Annotated in this window: 17 protein-coding genes; 2 read left to right on the plus strand and 15 right to left on the minus strand. The window is 69.4% G+C overall.

Going from position 1 to position 20,326, the window contains the following annotated elements:
- Window positions 1-165: 165 nt before the first annotated feature.
- On the plus strand, window positions 166-2,091 hold the full coding sequence (locus tag D7W79_RS19995) for a hypothetical protein (protein WP_120526984.1): 1,926 nt from the start codon (window positions 166-168) through the stop codon (window positions 2,089-2,091).
- Window positions 2,088-4,211 carry a YhgE/Pip domain-containing protein gene (locus tag D7W79_RS20000; RefSeq protein ID WP_120526985.1) on the plus strand — a complete coding sequence of 708 codons (2,124 nt, stop codon included), beginning with the start codon at window positions 2,088-2,090 and terminating at the stop codon, window positions 4,209-4,211. Before D7W79_RS19995 ends, D7W79_RS20000 begins: the two co-directional genes overlap by 4 nt.
- Window positions 4,212-4,219: 8 nt before the next feature.
- Here D7W79_RS20000 and D7W79_RS20005 read toward each other — a convergent pair whose 3' ends face one another.
- From D7W79_RS20005 to D7W79_RS45785, 15 genes are all read right to left on the minus strand, one after another.
- Window positions 4,220-4,735: a hypothetical protein gene (locus tag D7W79_RS20005; RefSeq protein ID WP_120526998.1), complete on the minus strand. Its 516-nt coding sequence runs from the start codon at window positions 4,733-4,735 to the stop codon at window positions 4,220-4,222.
- Window positions 4,732-8,553 (minus strand): type VI secretion IcmF C-terminal domain-containing protein, encoded by a 3,822-nt coding sequence (locus tag D7W79_RS20010; protein WP_120526986.1) that lies wholly within the window; start codon window positions 8,551-8,553, stop codon window positions 4,732-4,734. The genes D7W79_RS20005 and D7W79_RS20010 overlap by 4 nt, the downstream gene beginning before the upstream one ends.
- Window positions 8,554-8,555: 2 nt before the next feature.
- Window positions 8,556-8,873, minus strand: coding sequence for a hypothetical protein (locus tag D7W79_RS20015; protein ID WP_244221864.1), 318 nt, complete (start codon window positions 8,871-8,873; stop codon window positions 8,556-8,558).
- Window positions 8,870-9,511, minus strand: a complete 642-nt coding sequence (locus D7W79_RS20020) for a DotU family type IV/VI secretion system protein (RefSeq protein ID WP_120526987.1) — start codon at window positions 9,509-9,511, stop codon at window positions 8,870-8,872. Before D7W79_RS20020 ends, D7W79_RS20015 begins: the two co-directional genes overlap by 4 nt.
- A gap of 12 nt (window positions 9,512-9,523) precedes the next feature.
- Complete coding sequence (locus D7W79_RS20025) at window positions 9,524-11,170, minus strand: type VI secretion system baseplate subunit TssF (RefSeq protein ID WP_120526988.1); 1,647 nt, start codon at window positions 11,168-11,170, stop codon at window positions 9,524-9,526.
- Window positions 11,171-11,213: 43 nt separating this feature from the next.
- Window positions 11,214-11,816: a hypothetical protein gene (locus D7W79_RS20030; RefSeq protein ID WP_120526989.1), complete on the minus strand. Its 603-nt coding sequence runs from the start codon at window positions 11,814-11,816 to the stop codon at window positions 11,214-11,216.
- 15 nt (window positions 11,817-11,831) lie between these two features.
- Window positions 11,832-13,505, minus strand: a complete 1,674-nt coding sequence (locus D7W79_RS20035) for a hypothetical protein (protein WP_120526990.1) — start codon at window positions 13,503-13,505, stop codon at window positions 11,832-11,834.
- Window positions 13,505-13,894 carry a GPW/gp25 family protein gene (locus tag D7W79_RS20040; protein WP_120526991.1) on the minus strand — a complete coding sequence of 130 codons (390 nt, stop codon included), beginning with the start codon at window positions 13,892-13,894 and terminating at the stop codon, window positions 13,505-13,507. The genes D7W79_RS20035 and D7W79_RS20040 overlap by 1 nt, the downstream gene beginning before the upstream one ends.
- Window positions 13,895-13,899: 5 nt before the next feature.
- Window positions 13,900-15,150, minus strand: a complete 1,251-nt coding sequence (gene tssK / locus D7W79_RS20045; protein ID WP_120526992.1) for a type VI secretion system baseplate subunit TssK — start codon at window positions 15,148-15,150, stop codon at window positions 13,900-13,902.
- Window positions 15,151-15,237: 87 nt separating this feature from the next.
- Window positions 15,238-15,819 (minus strand): hypothetical protein, encoded by a 582-nt coding sequence (locus D7W79_RS20050; protein ID WP_120526993.1) that lies wholly within the window; start codon window positions 15,817-15,819, stop codon window positions 15,238-15,240.
- Window positions 15,820-15,874: 55 nt separating this feature from the next.
- Complete coding sequence (gene tssC, locus D7W79_RS20055; RefSeq protein ID WP_120526994.1) at window positions 15,875-17,362, minus strand: type VI secretion system contractile sheath large subunit; 1,488 nt, start codon at window positions 17,360-17,362, stop codon at window positions 15,875-15,877.
- 42 nt (window positions 17,363-17,404) lie between these two features.
- Window positions 17,405-18,049 (minus strand): type VI secretion system contractile sheath small subunit, encoded by a 645-nt coding sequence (gene tssB / locus D7W79_RS20060; protein WP_120526995.1) that lies wholly within the window; start codon window positions 18,047-18,049, stop codon window positions 17,405-17,407.
- 136 nt (window positions 18,050-18,185) lie between these two features.
- On the minus strand, window positions 18,186-19,082 hold the full coding sequence (locus D7W79_RS20065; protein WP_120526996.1) for a type VI secretion system baseplate subunit TssG: 897 nt from the start codon (window positions 19,080-19,082) through the stop codon (window positions 18,186-18,188).
- Between the two features lie 5 nt (window positions 19,083-19,087).
- Window positions 19,088-20,161: a type VI secretion system protein IglI family protein gene (locus tag D7W79_RS20070; RefSeq protein WP_120526997.1), complete on the minus strand. Its 1,074-nt coding sequence runs from the start codon at window positions 20,159-20,161 to the stop codon at window positions 19,088-19,090.
- Entirely contained in the window at window positions 20,154-20,315 is a 162-nt protein-coding gene (locus D7W79_RS45785; RefSeq protein WP_276375370.1) for a DUF4280 domain-containing protein, read from the minus strand. Before D7W79_RS45785 ends, D7W79_RS20070 begins: the two co-directional genes overlap by 8 nt.
- Window positions 20,316-20,326 lie beyond the last annotated feature (11 nt).

Consider the following 20,326-nt stretch of genomic DNA (forward strand, 5'->3'; position numbering starts at 1 on the left):
ACGCGGAGCTGGCGTCGAAGGTGGAGGCGCTCACGCAGCAGGTGGCGGACCTGGAGCGCATGGTGGCGCAGCAGGCGCGCGTGATGCGCGCGATGATGGACGCACTGGAGGCCCGGGGCGCGTTGACCCGCGAGGAGGTCCAGGCGAAGGCCCGGTGACGACGGCATGACGCTCCCCTTCTCCGAAAAGCTGAAGCTGGAGCTGACCGTCACCGCGGGCGAGCAGCCGTACGCCATCCCCGGCGGACAGGTGAGGGACTTCTCGCTGCGGATGACGCCCACGGGCTTCCGCTGCACGGTGACCTTCTGGACGGCGCTGGAGAAGGCGGACGCGGCGCTGTTCACCGCGTTCTGCAAGCCGGACCTGGTGCGGGTGCGGCTGAAGCTGTCCGGCGTGTTCGAACCGCCGCCCACGCCGCTGGTGGTGCAGGGCATCGTCACGGAGAAGCGCGTCAGCGGCACCGCGCACGGCAACAAGGACAACGTGGCGGTGGCCTTCCGCCAGTACACGGTGACCTTCGAGGACCCCGCGCGGGTGCTCTGGAAGCAGCACCGCCCGGTGGAGCTGCACACGGCGAAGAAGCTGTCGGACCTGCTGGACGCGCACAAGCCCGGCGGCCTGCTGCTCACCTACGACTGGGACGCGCTGGAGGAAAAGCACGCGATGGTGTGCCTGGGCATCGGCGATGACCACCCGGCCGCCAGCTTCTACGACTTCGTCCTCTGGTTCGTGGACACGCGCGGCGGCGTGCTCACGTACGACAGCCCCAAGGACACGTACACCCTCTCCGCGAAGAAGCCGGCCACGGGCACCGTCACCGCGCTCAGCCGCAAGCACGTGGCGCGCGTGGACGTGGAGATGCCGCCGGTCATCCGCCACAGCGCGCGGGTGCTCAACGGCTTCGGGGCTGGCGCGACCACGGTGGCGCTGGAGCAGTCCCAGGCGGTGGCGGGCATCCAGCACGACGTGCTGGTGCGCACGCCCATCGCGGCGGAGGCGGAGCAGCGCCAGTCGCTGGAGAAGGAGCGCCTGCGCGTGCGCAAGCGCCGCCTGCGGCTGACGTTCCTCGACGTGCCGCCCATCACGCTGCATCCGGGGGCGTTGATCAAGCTGGACGGCGCGCGGTGGAGCCCGGGCCTCGTGGGCCTGGGAGAGGACCTGCGCGTGGCGGAGCTGGCCTTCGACGGCGCGGGGCTCCAGGACGGTCCGCACGACGGCCAGCAGGACGCGATGGCGGGCTACTCCGTCACCCTGTCCGTGCTGCTGGAGCAGAAGTCGGATCCGGTGCCGGAGCTGCCCGCGTACCGGCCGCCCCGCTACCCCATCTACGTCGAGGGCAAGGTGCACAGCCCCGGCGGCGAGGCCACGGACCGCATCTACCTCCAGGTGGATGATCAGAAGACGTCCGTGACGAACTACCGGGTGACGATCCCGCTGTGGAACAAGACGGTGAGCGTGCCGGCGGAGCCCGGCCACTTCCCGGGCACGTTCTACTTCCCCCCGTACAAGAACGAGCGGGCGCTGGTGGCGCTGCACTTCGACCACGCGGCGCTGCACCGCTACCTGGACTGGGGCGAGGGCGTGCGCATGCCCCAGGACAGCCAGGGCGATCAGATCCTCTTCGGCAAGAACGGCGAGAACCAGACCGCGCTGACGCACGACTTCCAGGACAACAAGCCGGTGTGGAACCTGGGGCGGGTGAACTCCAACGACACGGAAGTCATCCGCCTGTCGGAAGGGCACCTCCTCATCCAGACGAAGGAGAACCCCGGCGGCGCCCCCACCACGCCCACCTATGACGTGACGCCGCAGGTGGAGACGGCGAAGGGCGACCTCACCGCGGGCGTGGAAGGCGCGGTGAGCGACGCGACGGCGGCCTACAAGGAGTCCACGGCGGCGGTGAACGCGAAGCTGAACGCGGCGACGGAGGAGACGGGCGCGGCCCTCGCCGCCGCGGAGGCCCAGGTGAAGGGCAAGGCCGCCGAGTCCCGCGCGAAGCTGACCAGCGCCCTCAACGGCTTGGACGGGCAGACGGGCGCCCTCGGTGGCGCCGCCGCGGATGCCAAGGCCGCGCTCGCGGGGTTGAAATGAACGAACTGCGCGCGACGGTGGCGAAGCATAAGTCGACCGTGGAGGGCTTCGGCTCCGGCATCACGCCACGCCTCTCCACCGCGAAGGGCGAGGTGGAGGCCCTGGCCCAGGGCGTCGTGCAGCAGGTCGCCGCGCTGCGCCCGTCCATCTCCGGAGCGCTGGGGGCGCTGCTCGCGCAGGTGAACGCGGCGAACGTGACGCTGGCGGACCCCTCCTCCCGCTTCGATGCGCTGGCCTCGGAGGTGAAGGGCCACGAGCAGAACCTGACCGCCTCCAGCACGACGGCGCGCACGAAGGCGGAGTCGCTGGGCCAGGAAGCGGCGACGAAGAGCCAGGGGCTGGAGGCGCAGGCAAAGTCCTCCGCCGAGTCGTCGCAGGGACAGCTCACCGCGCTCCAGCAGCAGGTGGCCCAGAAGTGCGACGCGGACAAGAAGTCCTTCGACGCGAAGCTCGCGAAGCGCAAGGGTTCCAAGGAGGAGACGGAGGCCCGCCGCGCGCAGGGCTACGCTCTGATTGATCAGACCCGCTCGCAGCTCACGCAGGACCTCACGGGCGCGGGGTCGACGATCGCGGCGGCGCTGGCGGCGGTGCTGGTGCGGCTGGCCACCTCCCGCGACGCGGCGACGGGCCGGAGCACGCAGCTCACCTCCACCCTGGACGGCGCGGTGAAGGACCCCGTGAGCGCGCTGGCGGCGCTGCACCAGGAGATCGTCAACGCGGGCAAGACGACGAAGGACGCCCACAAGCAACAGCAGTCCGCGCTGGAGACGCAGCGCAAGTCACTGGTGGATCAGCTGATGGCCGCTGCCGCGGCGGCCGCCGCCATCGTCGACCCGCTGGACACCCAGGTGGCCCCGTCGCTGACGGCGGGCAAGACGCAGGCGGACGGGGCGCTGGACACGCTGGGCAAGACGATTGCCGGACAGGTGGCCAGCGTCACGGCGCAGCTCACGGCGGTGGAGAAGCTCATCGACCAGGTGCAGAAGCAGGTGGAGGCCGCCATCACCACCGTGAGCGGCACCATCGACACCCTGGTACAGGGCGCGCTCACCGCGGTGGAGAACATCAAGGCGCCGCTGAAGGCGACGCTGGACGCGGCGTTCACCACGCTGGACACCCTGGTCGCGACGGTCAGTTCGCTCAAGCAGCAGGTGATGGCGCTTTTCGACGTATTGCCCCAGAAGCTGGAGCAGCTCCAGGCCCTCTTCCAGCAGATCGTCGGCTCCCTGGAGGCGCTGCTGGAGCGCGCCATGGGCCTCCTGGACGCCATCCCGGCCGCGGACCTGCCCAAGCCGCTGGTGAGCCCCGCGGTGCAGGGCATCACGCAGGTGGTGACGCAGATCACCACGCAGCTGGGGACCCTCTCCTCGCAGGTGGGCACGCAGCTCCAGGCGGTGCAGAAGACCATCGTCTCCCAGGTGGAGACGGTGCAGACGCAGGCGCAGACGCAGATCGACACGGCCACGACGCAGGCCGTGACGCAGATGGGCACGCTCACCGATTCCATCCTCCAGGGCATCGAGCAGGCCACCGCGCAGGTGGGACAGGTCATCGCCGCGGCCGTCACGCAGATCGGCACCGTGAAGGACCAGGGCGTGCAGCAGATCCAGGCCATGAAGCAGCAGGTGGCCGCGCGGGTGACGCCGCTGGACACGCAGGTGCCCCAGCGCCTGGAGGCCCTGGACGCGCAGGTGGGCTCCGGCATCGACGCGGCCGTGCAGGCCATGCAGACGGCGCGGGACTCGGCGGAGGGCCAGGTGACGTCCGCGAAGGGCCGGCTGGACTCGCAGCTGGGCACCACGAAGACGTCCGTGACGGGCGGGCTGACGGCGCTGGAGCAGGCCCGCGCGGGCGCGGAGACGTCGCTCACCTCGCAGGTGGATCAGGCGCTCGCGGCCTTCAAGCAGCGCGCGGAGGGCCTGAAGTCCGGGGCCCAGACGCAGGTGGACTCCATCTCCACCCAGGCCACGACGCAGAAGCCGCAGCTGCTCTCCCCTCTCGACGCGATTGGCGCCCAGCTCCAGGGTGGCGCCTTCGCGAAGCCGGTGACCGCGGCGAACGGCCGGGTGACGTCCGCGCTGAACGCGCTGGGCCCCCAGCTGGACGCGCTCGCGTCCTGACGCGGCTCCTACTTCGGAGAGGCCAGGGACATCTTGGGCTCGGGAGCCTTGGGCGCTTCCGGGGCCTTGGGCGCTTCGGGCGCGGCCGGCGTGGTGGAATCCTGGGCGGGCACGCTCTTGGGCAGGTCCGTGCGGATGCGGCTCTCCTGCAGCTCGATGTCCACCGACCTGGGCACCGGCACGTCCAGCAGCGCCTGCCAGGCGCCGTTGGGCGTGGTGAAGAGGAAGCTCACCGCCACCGCCTGCTCCGGCGGCAGGGGGATCTTCACCTGCTTCGTGCGGCTCGGGTAGATGACCACCGTCTGGAGCACGGACTCGTCCGGGGTGATGACCTTGGCCGCGACGTCCGCATAGCCCTCCGTCATCGTCGTCTTCGACACCGTGCGGACCAGCATGTACAGCGGCCGGCCCTGGTTGGTGCCCGCCGGCGCCTTGACGTTCACCGTCAGGCTGGGCGCCGCGCAGCTGCCCGCCACCACCGCCGTCACCAGCCCCGCCGCCAGCCTCACGCCCCTGCCCTTCATGGCACCACCCCACGGAATGGCGCCCAAGGCTCGCCGCGCAGCCCGAAACTGATCTCCAGCACCTTCTCGTTCGCCGCCAGCCCGCGCCCCGGCAGCACCCACACCACGTTCGACTGGTCTGTCAGCGTCGCGGACTCCAGCAGGCGGAAGCAGTTCCAAGACGACTCGGACATCTCCATGGAGCGGTAACGCTTCCCGTCCCGCGACGGCGAGCGCAGCTCCACGCCGATGGACGACGGCTGCGGGCTCCACCAGCTCAGCGGGAACTCCCCCCACGCCGGCCGCTGGTTGAACCCGAACGACGCCGCCCCGCCGCACTTCAGGTACGACAACGTCACGAAGCTGTCCGGCGTGGGCGCCGTCGGCAGCGGCAGCGGGCGCACCTGCATCGCGAGGGGGCGCGGCTTGCCCTCGTCGTCCCACAGGAGCTTCGACAGGCGGCCCAGCTGCCCCAGCGCGGAGAGCATGCGCGGCGGCAGGAGCATGCGCGACTTCAGCGGATAGCGCAGCGACCAGTCCGTCCCGCGCTCCTCCACCACCGGCGACAGCACCTGGGTGACGAACTGCCAGAAGGCCCCGTCCTTGCGGCGCAGCACCTCCAGCTCCACTGGGTCCACTTCCTGCGACGCGCTGGGGTTGAACGGATAGCGCTTGATGAGCGGATCCAGCGTGCGGCGGGCCTGGTACGTCCACTGCTCCGCGATGACGCGCTCCAGCTCCGCGCGGCCCCGGTTGCGCACGACGACGAAGGGCTGGCGGAACGGCAGCCGGAACTCGCCCACCAGGCCGTGCTGATCCAGCCACGCGTCCACCCGGCGCAGGTACGAGTCCTCCTCCTCCAGCAGCATGCTCAGCGCCACCCGCCCCACCGGCGACAGCATCTCCGCCAGCTGCGAGCCCGCCGACGACGCCGTGGCGCCCGCCGGAGCCGCGGGGTCCTTGGGCGCGGCGGGCTTCACCGGCGCGGGCTTCACCCCGGACAGCTCCTGCTGCAGCTGCGACACCAGCGTGGTGTAGGCCGCCAGCTCCGTGAGCGCGCCGGCCTTGTCCGGCGTCATCAGCTGCACCACCGGCTTGAAGGGCGCCACCGCCTCGCGCATCGGCGCGTAGTACTCGCTCTCCAAGGGCCCCACGCCCGCCCGGACCGCCACGTCGCGCAGCATGGCCTCCAGCGGGGACGACGGCTGCAGCAGCACGGACAGGTCGCTGGCCAGCGAGCCGCGCGGCGTGGTGCGGAAGCGGTAGCCCCGGTAGGTCGCGTAGAGGTCCTGGCCGTAGCGCTTCGCGAACGTCTGCACCTTGCCCTGCACGAAGGTGGCGCGCTCCACGGCCTCCTCGCGCGACAGGCTCGACTTGGCCAGCCGCTCGGTGAACTCGTCCACCAGGGGGCTCAGCTGCGCGTCGAAGGCGGCCTTGCCCAGCACCTTGCCCACCACCGGGGCCTGCCCGCTGGCGAACTCCGTGTCGTCGTCCCCCGCACCTTCGTTGGCGACCTCGGACGTCGTCTCACCCGTGCCCGGGTTGAACGCGTTGCCGTTGAGCGGCGAGCGGCCCGTCTCCTTCAGCGCGCGCAGCACCTTGTCCAGCAGCTGCCGCGACACGTCCATCGGGCGGAACTCGTAGTCGCGCCGGAGCACCTCCACCGAGTAGCGCGCGTCGCCGTCGCTGGGGGCGAAGAGGCCGTCCGCGCGGGTGAGCAGCTCCGCGGGCGTCATGCGGGCGGCGGCGCGCAGGGCGGCATCCGCTTCGTCCTCCATGCGCAGGATGGATTCCAGCGTCTGGCGGTTCTGGCGCAGCCAGTCCAGCGAGTCGAGCAGGCTGCCCACGCCCTTGAGCTGGCTTGCGTCCGGCTCCGCGTCCGACGCGTTGATGAGGTCCATCACCTTCCGCGCGGAGCTGTACGGCGCCGTCTCCACCAGCGAGGTGCGCAGCCGCTCGCGGTCGTCACCGAGCGCGCGCCACCGGGCCAGGTCCAGCTCCTTCGCGTTCAGCACGTCCTGCAGCTGCGTGAAGTGGTCGCGCCACGGGCCCAGCAGGCCGTCCATCGTCAGATAGGAGAAGGGCCAGCGCGTCCAGGGGACGTTCTCGTCGAAGGGCTTGTCGCTGGCGATGACGTAGTTGGCGACCATCGGCTCCGCGAGGCCCATCGCATCCAGCCAGTTGGGCTCCTGGTCCGTCGCCCCCGCCAGGCTCAACCCGAAGGCCTCCGCCGTCCACCCCAGCTGCTTCTTGTGCGCGCCGTGCACGCTGCGCAGCACGAACTGGCCCAGGTCCTCGTTGCGGGACGCGTAGAGCACGCCCAGCGTGTAGAGCACCTGCTCCGGCCGGCACAGCGTCTCCAGGTGGCAGCTGTCGTCCACCCGGGACGACGGGGTCAGCGGCGTGGCGCGCGTGCCCCGGCTGGCGAACGCGGGCGCGGGCTGGCAGCCGGGAATCTCGCTGGCGCAGCGCCGGCACTGGTCCTGGCACTTCTCCAGCATCGGCTTCAGGTAGGACATCCGGATGCTGCGCGCGAGCCGGGCCCGCAGCTCCTCCCACTCGTCGGTGAAGCTGTGCGCCAGGGGCGGCCAGTAGCGCGTGGCGCCCCAGAGGTCCTCCATGGCCCGCACCGCTTCGTTCGTCTGGGACTCCACCACGGAGCCGGACACGCTCTGGTTGCGCTCCTCCAGCCGCTGCACCGTCACCTGGAACGCGTCCAGCTTGTCCTGAGCGCGCAGGAGCAACTGGTAGAAGTGCGCGTAGGCCAGCAGCACCGGCAGGCAGCCCACCGCGACGATGGCCGCGCATCGGCGCAGGTGCGTCCAGCGGTAGTCCCGGACCAGCTGCTCCACCGGTTGATCCGCCTGCACCGCCAGCGCCCCGGTCGGCGGGACGTTCGTCCCCTTCGACGCCAGGTAGACGCGCTGGAGGTTCAGCGGGTACGCCAGCGAGCCGCCCTCCACCATCGTGGACACGAAGCGCCCCAGCACCGCGAAGGCCTCGCCACCGCGCGCGTAGAAGGACGCCAGCCGCTCGAACGCGTCCGGCGCCAGGGAGGTGAGCCCCAGCGCCAGGTACTTCTCCATGGGCTGGAGCGCGTTCGCCAGCTCCCCTTCCCTGCCGGCCGGCGGCACCGCCAGCTGCAGCGGCACGCCGTTCGCGCGCAAGAGCTGCGCGAAGTCCGCGTAGCCGTCCAGCGTGTCCATGTGCGTGAGGACCAGCCGCGTCTCCACGGGCGCCTGGCACACCTCCGACAGGAGATTGACCTTGCCGCGCAACAGCTGGGTGACGCGCTTCACCTCGTCCGGAGAGGTCTCCAGCAGCCAGTTCACCTTCAGGACGATGACGACCCGGCCCACGTGCCTGCGCCCGAAGGTGGCCCTCCACAGCCGGCGCAGCGCACGCCGCGCGTGGCGCGAGTCGTCCTCCAGCACGGGCGCGGCCAGCTCCTGCACCACGACTTCCGGCCCCAGGAAGATCTTGAGGAGCGGGTCGTCCGTGTAGCTGGGCATGAACTGGCGCTTCTGCCGCTCCCAGTCCACCTCCGCCTCGATCAGGTCCGACTTGCCGCTGCCCGCGGGGCCCAGCACCACCAGCGTGGGGAAGTCCCGCACGGACGCGCGGAAGCGCCACGGCAGCTTCGCCAGGAACTGCTTGCGGATGGCCAGCAGCTGTCCCGACGCCAGCGGCTTCTGCTCGCCCGCGAGCGCCGGACCGCGCTGCCGCTTGCGCCACCAGAGCGCCACACCCACGCCAATGGCCGCGAGCACCACCACGATGCCCAGGACGAGCACCCAGTGGGCCTTCAGTGCGGCCAGGATGGACTGGAGCGCGCCCACGGTCAGCCGCCGCTCCTTCCGACCGGCTTCACGGCGAGCTGGAGCGCTTCGAGCACGTCCTCCGCCTCCTCCAGCGTGGCGGTGAGCTTCGCGCGCAGCTTCTCCTGCTCCTGCGGCGACGGCAGCATCCCGTCTCCGGGCGGATCCAGCGCCACCAGTCCCTCACGCACGGAGTCCAGCAGGGGCTGCACGCCCTCGCGCAAGGCCCCCAGCTGGGCGCCCACCTGCTGCTCCAGCGCGTCCAGCAGCGCGAGCGCCTTGGGCGGAGGCTTGGGGGCCGGCGCGGGAGGACGGCCGTCGCGTGTCGGGAAGGGCCTCAATTGGAGACCCACCACAGGAAGACCGGCAGCCCCAGGACGATGGCGGCCGTCACGGCGTAGTAGTGCACCGGGAAGTTGTAGACGGTGGGCACCGACGGCGGCACCACCGGCGCGGGCTGCGCCATGGCGGCCGGCTGCGGGATGCGCTGGGAGATGCGGTCCTTCAGCTCACGGATGCGCTCCGGCTGCCCCACGAGGCGGCCGGTGAAGCCCGCGGCCAGGCAGAAGCGGATCATCTCGAAGACGATGGAGGGGGTGTCGTTGCGGCGCAACTTCTCTTCCACGAAGTCGTAGAAGAGGTCTCCACCCGAGTCGACCTGGAACAGGTTCTGCTGCAGGAGCGGCCAGAGATGTTGCTCCGCGTCCGACAGCCGCCGGAGCACCCACTCATCCAGGAAGAAGACGAAGGGACGGATCAGATCCTCCACCTCGTCCGGGGTCATGTCTTCACCGAACGCGGCGCGCAGGCGCTCCAGCTCCACCATCAGCGCCTGCTCCAGGTGGCCCAGGGCCTCCTGCCCCACCCTGCCCTGCGGCCGGCGCGCACCCGGGGCGGGCTCGGCGGGCAGCGCCCGGTCGAGGAGCTGGCGCACGCGCCGCTGCGTGGCCAGGAGAGTGTTCCAATGCTCCAGTTTCATGATTGTGTTTGACTATGTTGGAAGCTGTAGCGGCCCCAACCCCGCCACCGAGGCCTTGAGCTCGACGGTCGCCTCGTTGTTCCAAGCATCAAGCAGGTCCCTCAACTGCTCAAGAAAGCAGATGACGACAGGCTCGAAGCTCTGGTCGAAGGGCTCCATCACGGCCTCGTAGGCGTGGCGGATCCCCGACCCCTTGAGCGCGCTGTCGGGCACCACACTGAACTTCAACTCCTTGAGCCACGGAAGGACGCGGCGGAACGGGCTCTCCGCGGGGGTCCCCAGGTGACCCAGCAGGGCGACCACCTCATCCCGGCCCAGCGTGGGCTTCGCCTTCCATGCGAGGAATTGCGTCAGCGCCTCCACGTCATCCCGTAGCACGCTGTCGCGGTGCGGCTGGAGGCCGCCCACGGTCTGGAACTTCAGGCCCTCGATGTGGCGGCCCGGCACGGACACCTCCACCCTGCCCGCCGCCTGCGCGGAGAACTGCGGCTGGTGCCACAGCGCCTCCAGGACGATCTTGCGCGGAGCGGTGAACGCCTCCGGCATGCGCACGATGAGGCTCTGCCGGGACGTGAGCTTCTCGTCGAAGGTCTCATCCACTTCGTAGCTGGGGCCCTTGCCGGGCAGGAACGCGGGCCTCAGCGGGGACAGGCCCGCCTTGGTCATTTCGAAGACGCCCGTCACCGAGTGCAGGCTGAACTCCCGCCCCGCGCTCATGCTGATGATGGGGTGCTCCGCTCGCGTGCCGTCCGCCACCACCACCTGCGCGGGCTCCGCCTTGAGGTTCACCACCGGAACGCTGAAGAGCTGGAAGAAGTCCGGGTGCAGCGACCGGCCCACCGTCCAGTCCTTGTCCAGGTCCAGGCAGAGGCAGAACCGCATCCAGGAGCTGCCGCGCGGCGGCGGCACCTTCACGTGCACGAAGAGCTGCTGCTCCGGGAACTGGAAGAACGCGCGCAGGCGCTGGAACGGGTGCGCGTACAGGCCGCTGTCGTCCGGCGCGGGCGGGTCCCGGTTGAAGGACACCTCGCAGGGGCTGCCCACGGAGTGCTCGTCCGCCTGTTCGTCGTAGACGACGCTCACCTGCTTCAGGTGCTTGCGCAGCGCGTGGAACACCGCCAGCGACGAGCGGTACTCGTCCAGGTGCCGCACGTGCAGGCTGAGCACGTCGATGGCGTCCTTGCGCGCGAAGCGGGACTCGAAGCGCAGGATGAGCCGGTGGCCGCTCCGCACCTGCGGCACCACGTCCGTGCCCTTGAGGAAGATGGGCAGCACGCGCAGGTCGCGCTGCAGGCGGAAGGAGCCCGCCACCCCTTCCGCGGGCGTCAGGCGCAATTCCGTGCCCCGGGTGAGGAGCACCGGCTCCACCATCTTCTCCGTGGGCACGGCCTGCGCCATGGCGGCGGCGGGCACGGGCTCCAGGAGGAAGTCGAAGAAGCCCGCGAACAGCCGGCGCCAGGTGGAGCGCAGGTTGTGCAGCGTGGCGTGCCGCGTCTGCACGGAGAAGAACGCCATCGCCTCGATGAGGCGGCGCACGTCCGGGTCCTCGCGGTCCAACGGGGCCGCCGGGTGCCGCTCCTGGAAGCGCTGCCGGAAGCGCTCCAGCCCGTCCAGCTCCGACAGGAAGTCCAGGTAGATCTTCTCTGAGAAATCCTTCACCGCCCGCTCTCCCGCCGTCCGTCCGTTGTCGCCATGTGTTTCGTCAGCCCAGCTTCACCAGCGAGCCGCCCACGCTGGTGATGGAGCCCTTCAGGTTCGCCATGCCGGAGCTCTCCAGGTCCAGCTTCCCGGTGCCCGCCACCTTGGTCATCGCGGCGGACATCTCCGCCTGGGACTTGCCGGTGAGCTTCAGCGTCACGCCGTCCACCTTGGCCTCGCCGCCGGACGTCACCATCTCCGCGCCCATGTTGCCCTTCATGGCCAGCTTGGACGTGGCCTCGATGTTCACGTTGGCGCTGGAGGACAGCTTCGCGTCGCTGGTGGCCGTCTGGGTGAGCTTGGCGCTCGACGTGAACGTCATGTCCTTGGTGCTCTCCACCGTGAGCGTGTCCTGGCTGGTCCACTTGGAGACGCCCTTGGACTTCATCGTGATCGTGTCGGTGTCGAAGGTGAGGTCCTTCACCGTCACGACGATGCTGTCCTGCTTCTGCACGATGGTGCTCGTCTCCTGCTGGCCCTTCACCGTGATGGTGATGCTGGTGCCGTCCATGACGACGGTCTGGGTGATCTGATCATCCGCGTTGTCGACCTGGACGGTGATGCCCTTCACCTTGTCCAGCTCGATCTTGCAAACCAGCGTGCCCATCGGGTCCCTCCCGCCTTACGCGGACTCTTCCTTCACCAGGATGAGCAGGTTGCCTTCCTTGAGCTCAATCTTCTCCGTGTCGCTCTCGTTCGTGCGCTGGAGGCGCCACAGCGGCTTGTTGTCCTCGTAGAAGTGCCGCATGGACGTGCCGCTTGTCGTGGTCTTGCCGACGAGCAGGTGCACGCCCTGCCCGTCCGAGGGCAGCCGCGCGCCCGCCCGCCAGTCCAGGTGGCGCTTGAGCCACGCGCGCAGGAAGTCCAGCGCCACCAGCACCCGGGCGCCCTTGTAGGCCGGGAAGTAGAAGTGCCCCGGCTGCAGGTTCGCGTTGAAGGGCACCTGGATGATCTGGTTCGCGAAGAGCGGCAGCTTCACCTTGTAGCTGTCCAGCGAGGTGGCCTCGTCCGTGTACGCCTGCCAGGTCTCGTCCTTCTGCTCGCCCACCTCGCTGACGATGAGCCCCTCCACGAAGCGCGGGTACACCGGCGCGGTGAAGGGCGGCAGGTCCACGTGCTTCTCGTCCTTCTTCTCCAGCCGCGTGGTGAAGGAGATGAGGTAGCGGCTCTCCGGCTTGGGCCGGCGCACGGGCTCCTGCCCCTCCCCGGCCGCGCCCGCGTCGTCGCCGTCCATGGGCAGCGGCTCCGCGCGCAGGCTCATCCGGCGCACCCGGAAGTCTTGCGTGGACGGCACGCCCGCCGCCGTCCACCCGGCCGTGTCCGGCAGCTTCACCAGCGCGCCCGGGGCGAGGGCCACGGCCGGGAAGCGGTTCCAGTCCAGCTCCACCTCCAGGCCGCGCACCTTGAGGCGCGCGGTCTCCAGCGTCACGCGGGCCTGCACGTCGTCCGCGATGTCCGTGCGCAGGAGCACGTCCTGGCGGATGCCGGTGACGGCCTGGGCGTTGGTGATGGCCTGGTTCTTGGGGCTCTCCGCGGCGGCGTTGAGGATGGCCACGTCGTGGCGCACCACCTCCGGGAACACCACCGTCACGCTGTCCACGTCCGCCGCGCGCAGCGTGAGCGGCGTGCCGGTGGCGTCCTTCGCCGCGCGCAGCTGGTAGCCCTGCGCCGTGTAGTCGTACGCCAGCACGCCGTTGCGCGTGTGCGTGAACCAGACGACGAAGTCGTAGAAGCTGGCGCCGGACTCCGGCGACAGGCCCAGGAAGATGAGCGGCAGCGTGGCGTCCAGCTGCGCGGCCCAGTCGTTGGCCAGGGAGATCTTGTCGCCCTTGTGCGCGTCCAGCACGTCCTGCAGCGTCTTCTGCGTGTAGAGGACGCACGGGTGGTGCTGCGACCAGAGCAGCCGCGCGGGGTCCACGAAGCGCACGGTGTAGTGCCGGTAGGTGATGCCCGCGCCCTTCGCCTGGGCGACGCTCTCCTCCGTGAGGGACTTGTCCAGCCCCAGCCCCTTCACCTTCAGCGACGTGAACGTGGGCTTCGTCGCCGTGTCGGAGTGCACGGCCTTCAGCTCCAGCGCCACCTCCACCAGGTCCGGCTTGAGGAAGTCCGCCAGCAGCGTGTCCTGCTTCTGGCCGCCGTGCGCCGTCTCGTCGAGGACGCGGAACTCCACCCTCCCCTCGTGCCCCCAGCCGTGCAGGTCCAGTTCGAACGCGAGCACGTCCGACGAGGGGATGGCATGCGCCGTCCCGCCGATGGTGAGCGTGAGGCCCAGGTCCAGGCGGTCGGCGAAGGCCATCAGGTGTCCTCCGCCTGCACGCGCACCCGGCCGGTGGTGGAGTGGAACAGCAGGCGCAGGTGGCAGGGCTGGCCGTCGAAGGTGCCCTTGCAGTCGAAGTGCAGCCACAGCGTGCTGTCGCGGCCGCGCAGCTTCACCTCCGGATCCACCAGCCGGGGCTCGTGCTGCGTCACCTCCTGCTGGATCTCCGCGGTGAGGGCCTCCACCAGCTCGCGCGTGCCCAGCTTCTCCGTGTACCCGCCCAGCCCGAAGTCGTGCATGAAGAAGCCGTAGCCCTTCTTCGTGTTGAGCACGGCCTCGATGTTGTGCATCACGTGCTCCAGGCTGTCGCGCACGCTGGAGCGCTGCGAGCGGGCCGCGAACTTGTCCAGGAACGGTGCGCGCGCCATGGCCCCTAGCTCCTCCGCCAGAACAGCGACGTCTGGGCGCCCCGCAGCGCGGGCGTCACGTAGAAGGCCAGGCCGTCCTCGCGCAGCGCGTGCTGCCACTCCTCGCCGTTGCTCAGCAGGTACCAGTCGATTTCAGGCCCCAGCGCGTGCGGGAACGACGGATACGGCACGTGCTTGAAGGGCACGCCCTTCAGGGCCTGCCGGCGCACCAGCGGCAGCCGCGAGGGGCTGGCCAGCTTCACGCCGTCCAGCGGCGTGCGCTCCCCGGGCTGGGTGCGCTGTACCAGCAGATATGCCTCGCTGGCGGAGCGGATCTCCGGCGGCAGCGGCGTGAGCTGGAACTGCCCCTCCTTCGCCTGGAAGGCCTTGTGCGTGGAGCGCGTGGCCTCCGGCTGGAAGCTGCGCTGGAGCAGGCGGATCCACCCGCTCAGGGACTCGTTCAGCCCCTCGTGCTGGTACACCGGCATCTGCTCGTCCGGGAGCATCTCCAGGTAGCAGCACGCCTCGAAGTACAGCCGGCGAAGCGCGTCGAACAGGTGGTACGGGTGCACGTACACCTGCCGGAACATGTCCCGGCGCAGCGCGATGAGCCGCTGCACCTCGAAGAGGGCCCGGCGCGCGTTGGTGAGCCGGTCCGTGCGCAGGTACGTGTCGGAGATGTTCGTGAGCAGCTGCTGGCGCACCTGATCCAGCAGGTCGTCCAGCGTGGTGAGCAGCTTCTCCAGGAAGGGGTTGGGCCCCACGAGCAGCAGCGCGGGCACCCAGTCCGTGGACGTGTGCCAAGCGCCGTCCTCGTCCTGGGACACGGCGGCCAGCCCCAGGGAGGCGATGGTGCCGTCCAGCACCGGCTCCGTGGACAGCTGCAGCTTGTGCAGCACGCGCTGGAGCACCGGCGGATCATCCGCGTACAGGCGGATGCCCTCCGCGCCGACGGTCTCCTTCAGCACGTGCAGGTAGACGATGAACTCCGTCTTGCCGACGGCTTCCAGCGACAGCGGCGAGATGACGGCGTTGCCCGGGACGTCCAGCAGGTCCCCGGCCTTGGTGACGACGGTGAGCGCGGAGATGGACAGGCTGCCGCTCTGCAGCAGCGACTCGTTCCAGGCCAGGTTCGCGACGCCGTAGGACGGCAGGCCGGAGAGCGTGGCGTGGAGGCGGATCTCCGCGTCCAGCGCGTCCTCCTGCGCGACGAAATGCTCCGGGAGGAGTGTCTGGCCAACGTGCCAGCGGACCCGTGCGAGCTTGTACCGCTGCATGCGCCTTTCTTCCTTCCGCCCGCCAACAAGGCCGGGAGCGTGCGTGCTCCCGGCCCGGGCGCGAGGCGGAGTTACCTCCGGCCGATGCTAGCTGGCCGTTTCGGTGACGCCCCACTTCTTGGCCAACTTCTTCGTGGAGGAGGTGGCCAGGTTCAGCGACTGCTCCAGCGCCTGCGGCTTGATGCCGATCTGGAACGTGTAGTTCTTGGGCGACTGGACCTCACGGGACTCGTTGTCCGCGACGGACATGTTCAGCTCGTCGCCGCTCTTCTCGAGCAGACCCTTCATCTCCGCGTCGAGGAAGTTGGACTTGAAGTACTTCTTCCCGATGGGGTCGTACTCGTAGACGACGTACTTGAAGACGACCTCGATGTTGCTGAACTTGCCCAGCAGCATCTCCGCCACCTTCTGCTTGTTCGCCACGGACACCTGGCCGGAGAAGTACATGGCGTCCGTCACGCCCGTCTCCCACAGGTAGTGGTTGAGGACGGCGACGACCTTGTCCGCGATGGCCGCGTCCGGGTTCTCAGGATCCTTGATGGTCTCCTGGTCCGCCGTCAGCGGCACGCCGCCAATGGAGATGGCCGTGATGTAGCCGACCGGGGTCTGCTTGTCCTTCTTGAAGTTGAAGCCCTGATACACGTCCAGGTTGCGCGAAAACTGGGGCATCTATCACTCCAGGGATGCGGGGCAGGCTCTCACCTGCCCCAAGTGGGATGCGGCGTTAACCGAGCCGCGACTCGAGCATCAGCTCCACGTTGAGGCCTTCGAACTGGATGTGCGGCAGCACGGCCAGCTTGCAGTCGTACCAGCCAATCTCACCGGGACGCGGGAACACGGTCACGCTGCTCGCCTTGAACGGGAAGCGGCGCACGGTGAGGTCGTCCGGGTTGGCCACGGTGGTGACGTAGTTGGACAGCCACGAGTCCAGCTGGCGCTGGATGTAGTCCGCGTCCGCCGTGTTGCCGATGTTGTCACGCATGATGCACTTCACGTAGTGCGCCAGCCGCGTGATGGAGAACGTGTAGGCCAGGTTGGTGACGAGCTGCGAGTTCTCCGAGTCCTTGGGGTCCTTGAACGTCTTGGCGACCTTGGCGGACTGGGTGCTGAAGAACGTCGCGTCGCTGGAACCCTTGCGGTACACGAGCGGGATGAAGCCCGAGCGCGCGAACTCGTACTCGCGGTAGTCCGGGATGGCGATCTCCACCGGGGCCTTGATCTCCTCCTGGCCGCGCAGGGAGAAGGTGTCCACGGGCAGGCCGGTGATGAGGCCGCCGCCCTTGGGGCCGCGGATGGACTGGCACCAGCCGGAGATCTCGAACGCCTTCACCATGTTGCGCGCGAGCAGGATGGCGGAGTTGCCCCAGAGGTACTTGTCGGAGTCGCCGCGCGCCGTCTCGGTGAAGTTGAGGACGTCGCAGGGGTTCTTGTCCGGGTGCCAGGGCAGGCGCAGCACGTAGCGCGGGAAGGTCAGGCCCACGTACGCGGCCTCCTCCGTGTCGCGGAACGCGTTCCAGCGGCCGAACCGCGGGTGGGCCAGCACGCCCTCCAGGTTCTTGATTGCCTCCATCTCCTCGATGGTCTCGCAGCCGAAGAACTTGTGGCTGACGGCGGAGATGAACGGCGCGTGCGCGGCGTTGGACAGCTTCGCCATGCGCTGCAGCCAGGTGAGGTCCGCGGGCGTGGAGGAGAACTCGTACAGACCCACGATGGCGCCGAAGGGGCGGCCGCCGTACTGGTCGTACTCCTGGATGTAGACCTTGTCGAACAGCGCTCCGGCGAAGATGTTGCTGGAGTTGTTCTCGAAGTCCTCCGCCAGCTCATCCTTGGCGACGTCCAGGATGTCGATGGCGATGTTGGCCTTGAAGTTGGTGTGCTCGACCAGGTCCTCCAGGCCGCGCCACGTGGACTCCAGCTTCTGGAAGGTCTCGTTGTGGAGGATCTCGTTCATCTGCGCGTCGATCATGCGGTCGATGCGGCTGATGACGTCCAGCACCTGGCCCTTGTCGAAGCGGGCGGTGTTGTCCGGGCCCTCCACGGGGGCGACGTTCTGTAGCAGCGCGGCGACGCTGGAGAGAAAGCGGCTCTCCAGGGTGACCTGCTGCTCGTCGACGACGGGCGCGAAGTTGGTGGTGATCATCGGCGCCGATTCCTGGGGCGGATCGAGCCGGACGCTGCTGAACAGGCGCTTCAGGTAGGTGGTCTCAGCCATGGCGGAGTCCTTTTAAGTTCGGAAAAGAGGAAGGAAGGCGGATCAGGACGCGGCGGGCGGCTTGGCGCCGGCGGCGACGGTGGCGGCGACCGCGGCCGTGGCGGCGGCGGCACCGGTGGCGGGCTTGCCAGCGGCGGCGGCGGCACCGGCGGCGGGGGCGTCCGTCTTCACGGCCTCGCCGGAGGGCAGGCGCATGGTCTCGTAGCCCTTCAGCTCGTTGAGCAGCTCCTTGAGCGCCTCCGGCTTGGAGAACAGCTCGTAGAGCTCGCGGCGCAGGTCCTTGCGGTTGTCGATGTTCGACTGCATCTCCACGAGGAGCGTCTTGAGCAGCAGCAGCGCCTTGAGCTTCGGCACGTGCTTGACGATCTCATCCGGGTGGAAGGACTTCATCCGGTCGATAGGGAGCGTGACGTTCAGCTCCGCCTCCACGTCCGGGTTGATGCGGTTGGCGACCTGGAAGTTGGCGGACATCTTCATGTCCTTCATCAACTCGTCCAGGTTGCGGCCGTCCACGGAGCGCAGCTTGCGCGTCTCCAGGTCCGTCTTGCGATCCTCGGAGGTGCCCAGCGAATAGTCGCCCATCACCAGCAGGCGCAGCGGCAGGTTCACCGTCTCCTGCTCGCCGTTGATGGTGGTGCGGTACGTGAGGGTGATGCGGGATTTGGGCAACTGGTCCTGAATGGCCACGGTGACTCCCTGACAATCGCAGTGCGCTTTCTTCCCCCCGTACTACTGGAGCCGCCCCGGGAGTACGCCCTGCCGAGTGAACATTTACAGCCTAGGCGCGATCAGGAAATCCCGTCAACCAGCCGACATGACAGGTCTAGCGGGCTTCCGATGATCGCAATTGTGCGGTGTCCCCCGAGAACAGGAGGACCTCCTGGGTCTGTTCCGGCCCGCCAACCAGGGGCTCGTAACCCAGATGACTGCCGTCCTGGAGCCGGGCGAAGCTGCTCTGATCCCGCAGGCACAGGACGACGGTGAGGGCGAGCGGCGTCTCCGCGAGGCTCGGGAGGATGCGGGTGTTGAGGCGCCGGCGGGCCTCGACGGCCCAGGGGATGCCGGTGCCGGAGTGCGGCTCGTTGAGGAACAGCCGCACCTCCACCCCGCCCGTGGGGACGGTGGCGAAGCCGCCCACCGCGCTGCCATCCCCGAGCGCGGCGGCGCCCAGGCGGATGCCCTTGGCCTCGATGCGCTGGCGGCGCGTCTCGCGGCGCACCAGCACCTCCGCCTCGGGAAAGACCTTCGCGAAGAGCCAGTGCAGGCTGCTGGGGCACGCCAGGCGCAACAGGCGCAGCCGGTGCGAGGTGTTGTGCTCCCAGCCGGGCAGCAGGGATTCGTCGCGATCCGGGAACTGGCCCGCGAAGCGCGTCCGCAGCAGCAGGTGGTCGAAGTAACCCAGGAAGTCGGCCATCGTGTCCTGCTCCAGGCGGTCCATGGCCTGGAAGAGGAAGGACGGCAGCGGCGTCTGGACGCTGAGCAGGCCCAGGTTGACGGTGATGACCACGCGCTTGCGCGGCTGGCGGGTGAACTCAATGGCATGCACCAGGTGCGGCTGGTGCACGGTGCTGCGGTGGCTGCGGAACTCCACCTCCGCCTCGCCGTAGCCCTCCTTCGCGAGCAGGTCCAGGAGGGCCGGCACGTCGAAGCTGCGGATGCGCTCCGTGATGCGCTCCTCGACGGTGAGCTTGCGGCCCGGCTGTTCGCGCTCCAGTGCCATGGGGGCTATTCGTCGTACTCGGAGCCGCCGCTGCGGGCCTGGCGCTGCTGGGCGACGAGGAACGCGTCCAGGTCCACGCGGTAGAGCTGATCCATGGCGCGGAAGGACAGCGTCTCCGTGTTGTGCAGCATGGGCTCGATGGCCTCCGCGTGCTGCGCGAGGCCGTTGAAGAAGCCGGAGAAGAGCTGCGGCAGGTACACGCGCGGGTCGAACCGCTCCACGGTGGCGAGCACGTCCACGGCGATGACGCTCGCCTTGGCGTAGTCCTCGCGCTCCACCAGCGCCTCGAAGGCGGACAGCTTGCGCACCAGCTGCGCGAGCGCGGGCGACATGGGCACGCTCGGGCCGGTGTCGCGGGACTCGGCGCGGGCGGCCTTCTTCACGCGCGCGGGACGGGCCTCCTCTTCCTCCTCCCCGTCGTCGTCCTCTTCCTCGTCGTCGTCCGGACCGGCGGCGAGCGTGGGAGAATCAGGCTGGGGCTCCTCCGGCGGAGGCAGGAAGGGCACGCCCTGGGCATGGGAGCGCAGCGAGCCGAGCAGCGTGCGCATGGCATCCATGCACGCGCCCTTCTGCAGGATGGCGAGGGCGGCGATGAGCGGATCACCCAGGGCCAGGGCCTCCTCGATGGGCTCGCGGTTGCCGGGGGCGCACCAGGCCTGCCACTGCGCGTCCTTGAGGCGCGAGTGGTGTTCCAGGTGCTTGCCCATCATCTTCAGCAGCCAGCGCAGGCCGGTGTCCGCGAAGACGAGCTTCTTCTCCACCGGGCCGAAGAAGTCCCAGTTCTCCGTCAGCGTCCGCTTGAGGGAGCGGAACAGGACGGGCAGCGCCTTCATGCCGTCCGCGAAGAAGTGGCCGAAGAGGTACGGCCCCACGAGGCGCACGTCGCGCACGCCCTCGCGCAGGAGCGTCGAGGCGGCGCGGGCCGCGTCCGCGTACTCGCTCTTGGCGACGAGGCCGGTGATGGCCTCCAGGCGCGGATCCGGGCCCTCGGATTCATCCAGCGGCACGGGGGCGCTGGTGAACTGCGTGTCGAGTAGCGTGAAGTCGACGGCTTCCACCACCAGCGCCGGGCTACCCATCGATGGCCACCATCTGTCCGGGGGAGACGACCTGGATGACGCCGCCGTAGCTGCACATGCACTTGGAGTTGCTCTCCAGGGCCGGCATGTTGCCGATGAGCACCTTGGGGCATCCGGGCACCCAGGGCGCGGCGGTGGCGGGGATGCAGGGCATGGGGGTGAGGA

Source organism: Corallococcus exercitus (assembly GCF_003611585.1).
GTDB classification, from domain to species: domain Bacteria; phylum Myxococcota; class Myxococcia; order Myxococcales; family Myxococcaceae; genus Corallococcus; species Corallococcus exercitus.

Coding starts and splice junctions, on each gene's coding strand:
- D7W79_RS19995 (WP_120526984.1), top strand. CDS start 166: ATGACGCTCCCCTTCTCCGAAAAGCTGAAGCTGGAGCTGACCGTCACC.
- D7W79_RS20000 (WP_120526985.1), top strand. CDS start 2,088: ATGAACGAACTGCGCGCGACGGTGGCGAAGCATAAGTCGACCGTGGAG.
- D7W79_RS20005 (WP_120526998.1), bottom strand. CDS start 4,735: ATGAAGGGCAGGGGCGTGAGGCTGGCGGCGGGGCTGGTGACGGCGGTG.
- D7W79_RS20020 (WP_120526987.1), bottom strand. CDS start 9,511: ATGAAACTGGAGCATTGGAACACTCTCCTGGCCACGCAGCGGCGCGTG.
- D7W79_RS20030 (WP_120526989.1), bottom strand. CDS start 11,816: ATGGGCACGCTGGTTTGCAAGATCGAGCTGGACAAGGTGAAGGGCATC.
- D7W79_RS20035 (WP_120526990.1), bottom strand. CDS start 13,505: ATGGCCTTCGCCGACCGCCTGGACCTGGGCCTCACGCTCACCATCGGC.
- D7W79_RS20040 (WP_120526991.1), bottom strand. CDS start 13,894: ATGGCGCGCGCACCGTTCCTGGACAAGTTCGCGGCCCGCTCGCAGCGC.
- tssK (WP_120526992.1), bottom strand. CDS start 15,150: ATGCAGCGGTACAAGCTCGCACGGGTCCGCTGGCACGTTGGCCAGACA.
- D7W79_RS20050 (WP_120526993.1), bottom strand. CDS start 15,819: ATGCCCCAGTTTTCGCGCAACCTGGACGTGTATCAGGGCTTCAACTTC.
- tssC (WP_120526994.1), bottom strand. CDS start 17,362: ATGGCTGAGACCACCTACCTGAAGCGCCTGTTCAGCAGCGTCCGGCTC.
- D7W79_RS20065 (WP_120526996.1), bottom strand. CDS start 19,082: ATGGCACTGGAGCGCGAACAGCCGGGCCGCAAGCTCACCGTCGAGGAG.
- D7W79_RS20070 (WP_120526997.1), bottom strand. CDS start 20,161: ATGGGTAGCCCGGCGCTGGTGGTGGAAGCCGTCGACTTCACGCTACTC.
- D7W79_RS45785 (WP_276375370.1), bottom strand. CDS start 20,315: ATGCCCTGCATCCCCGCCACCGCCGCGCCCTGGGTGCCCGGATGCCCC.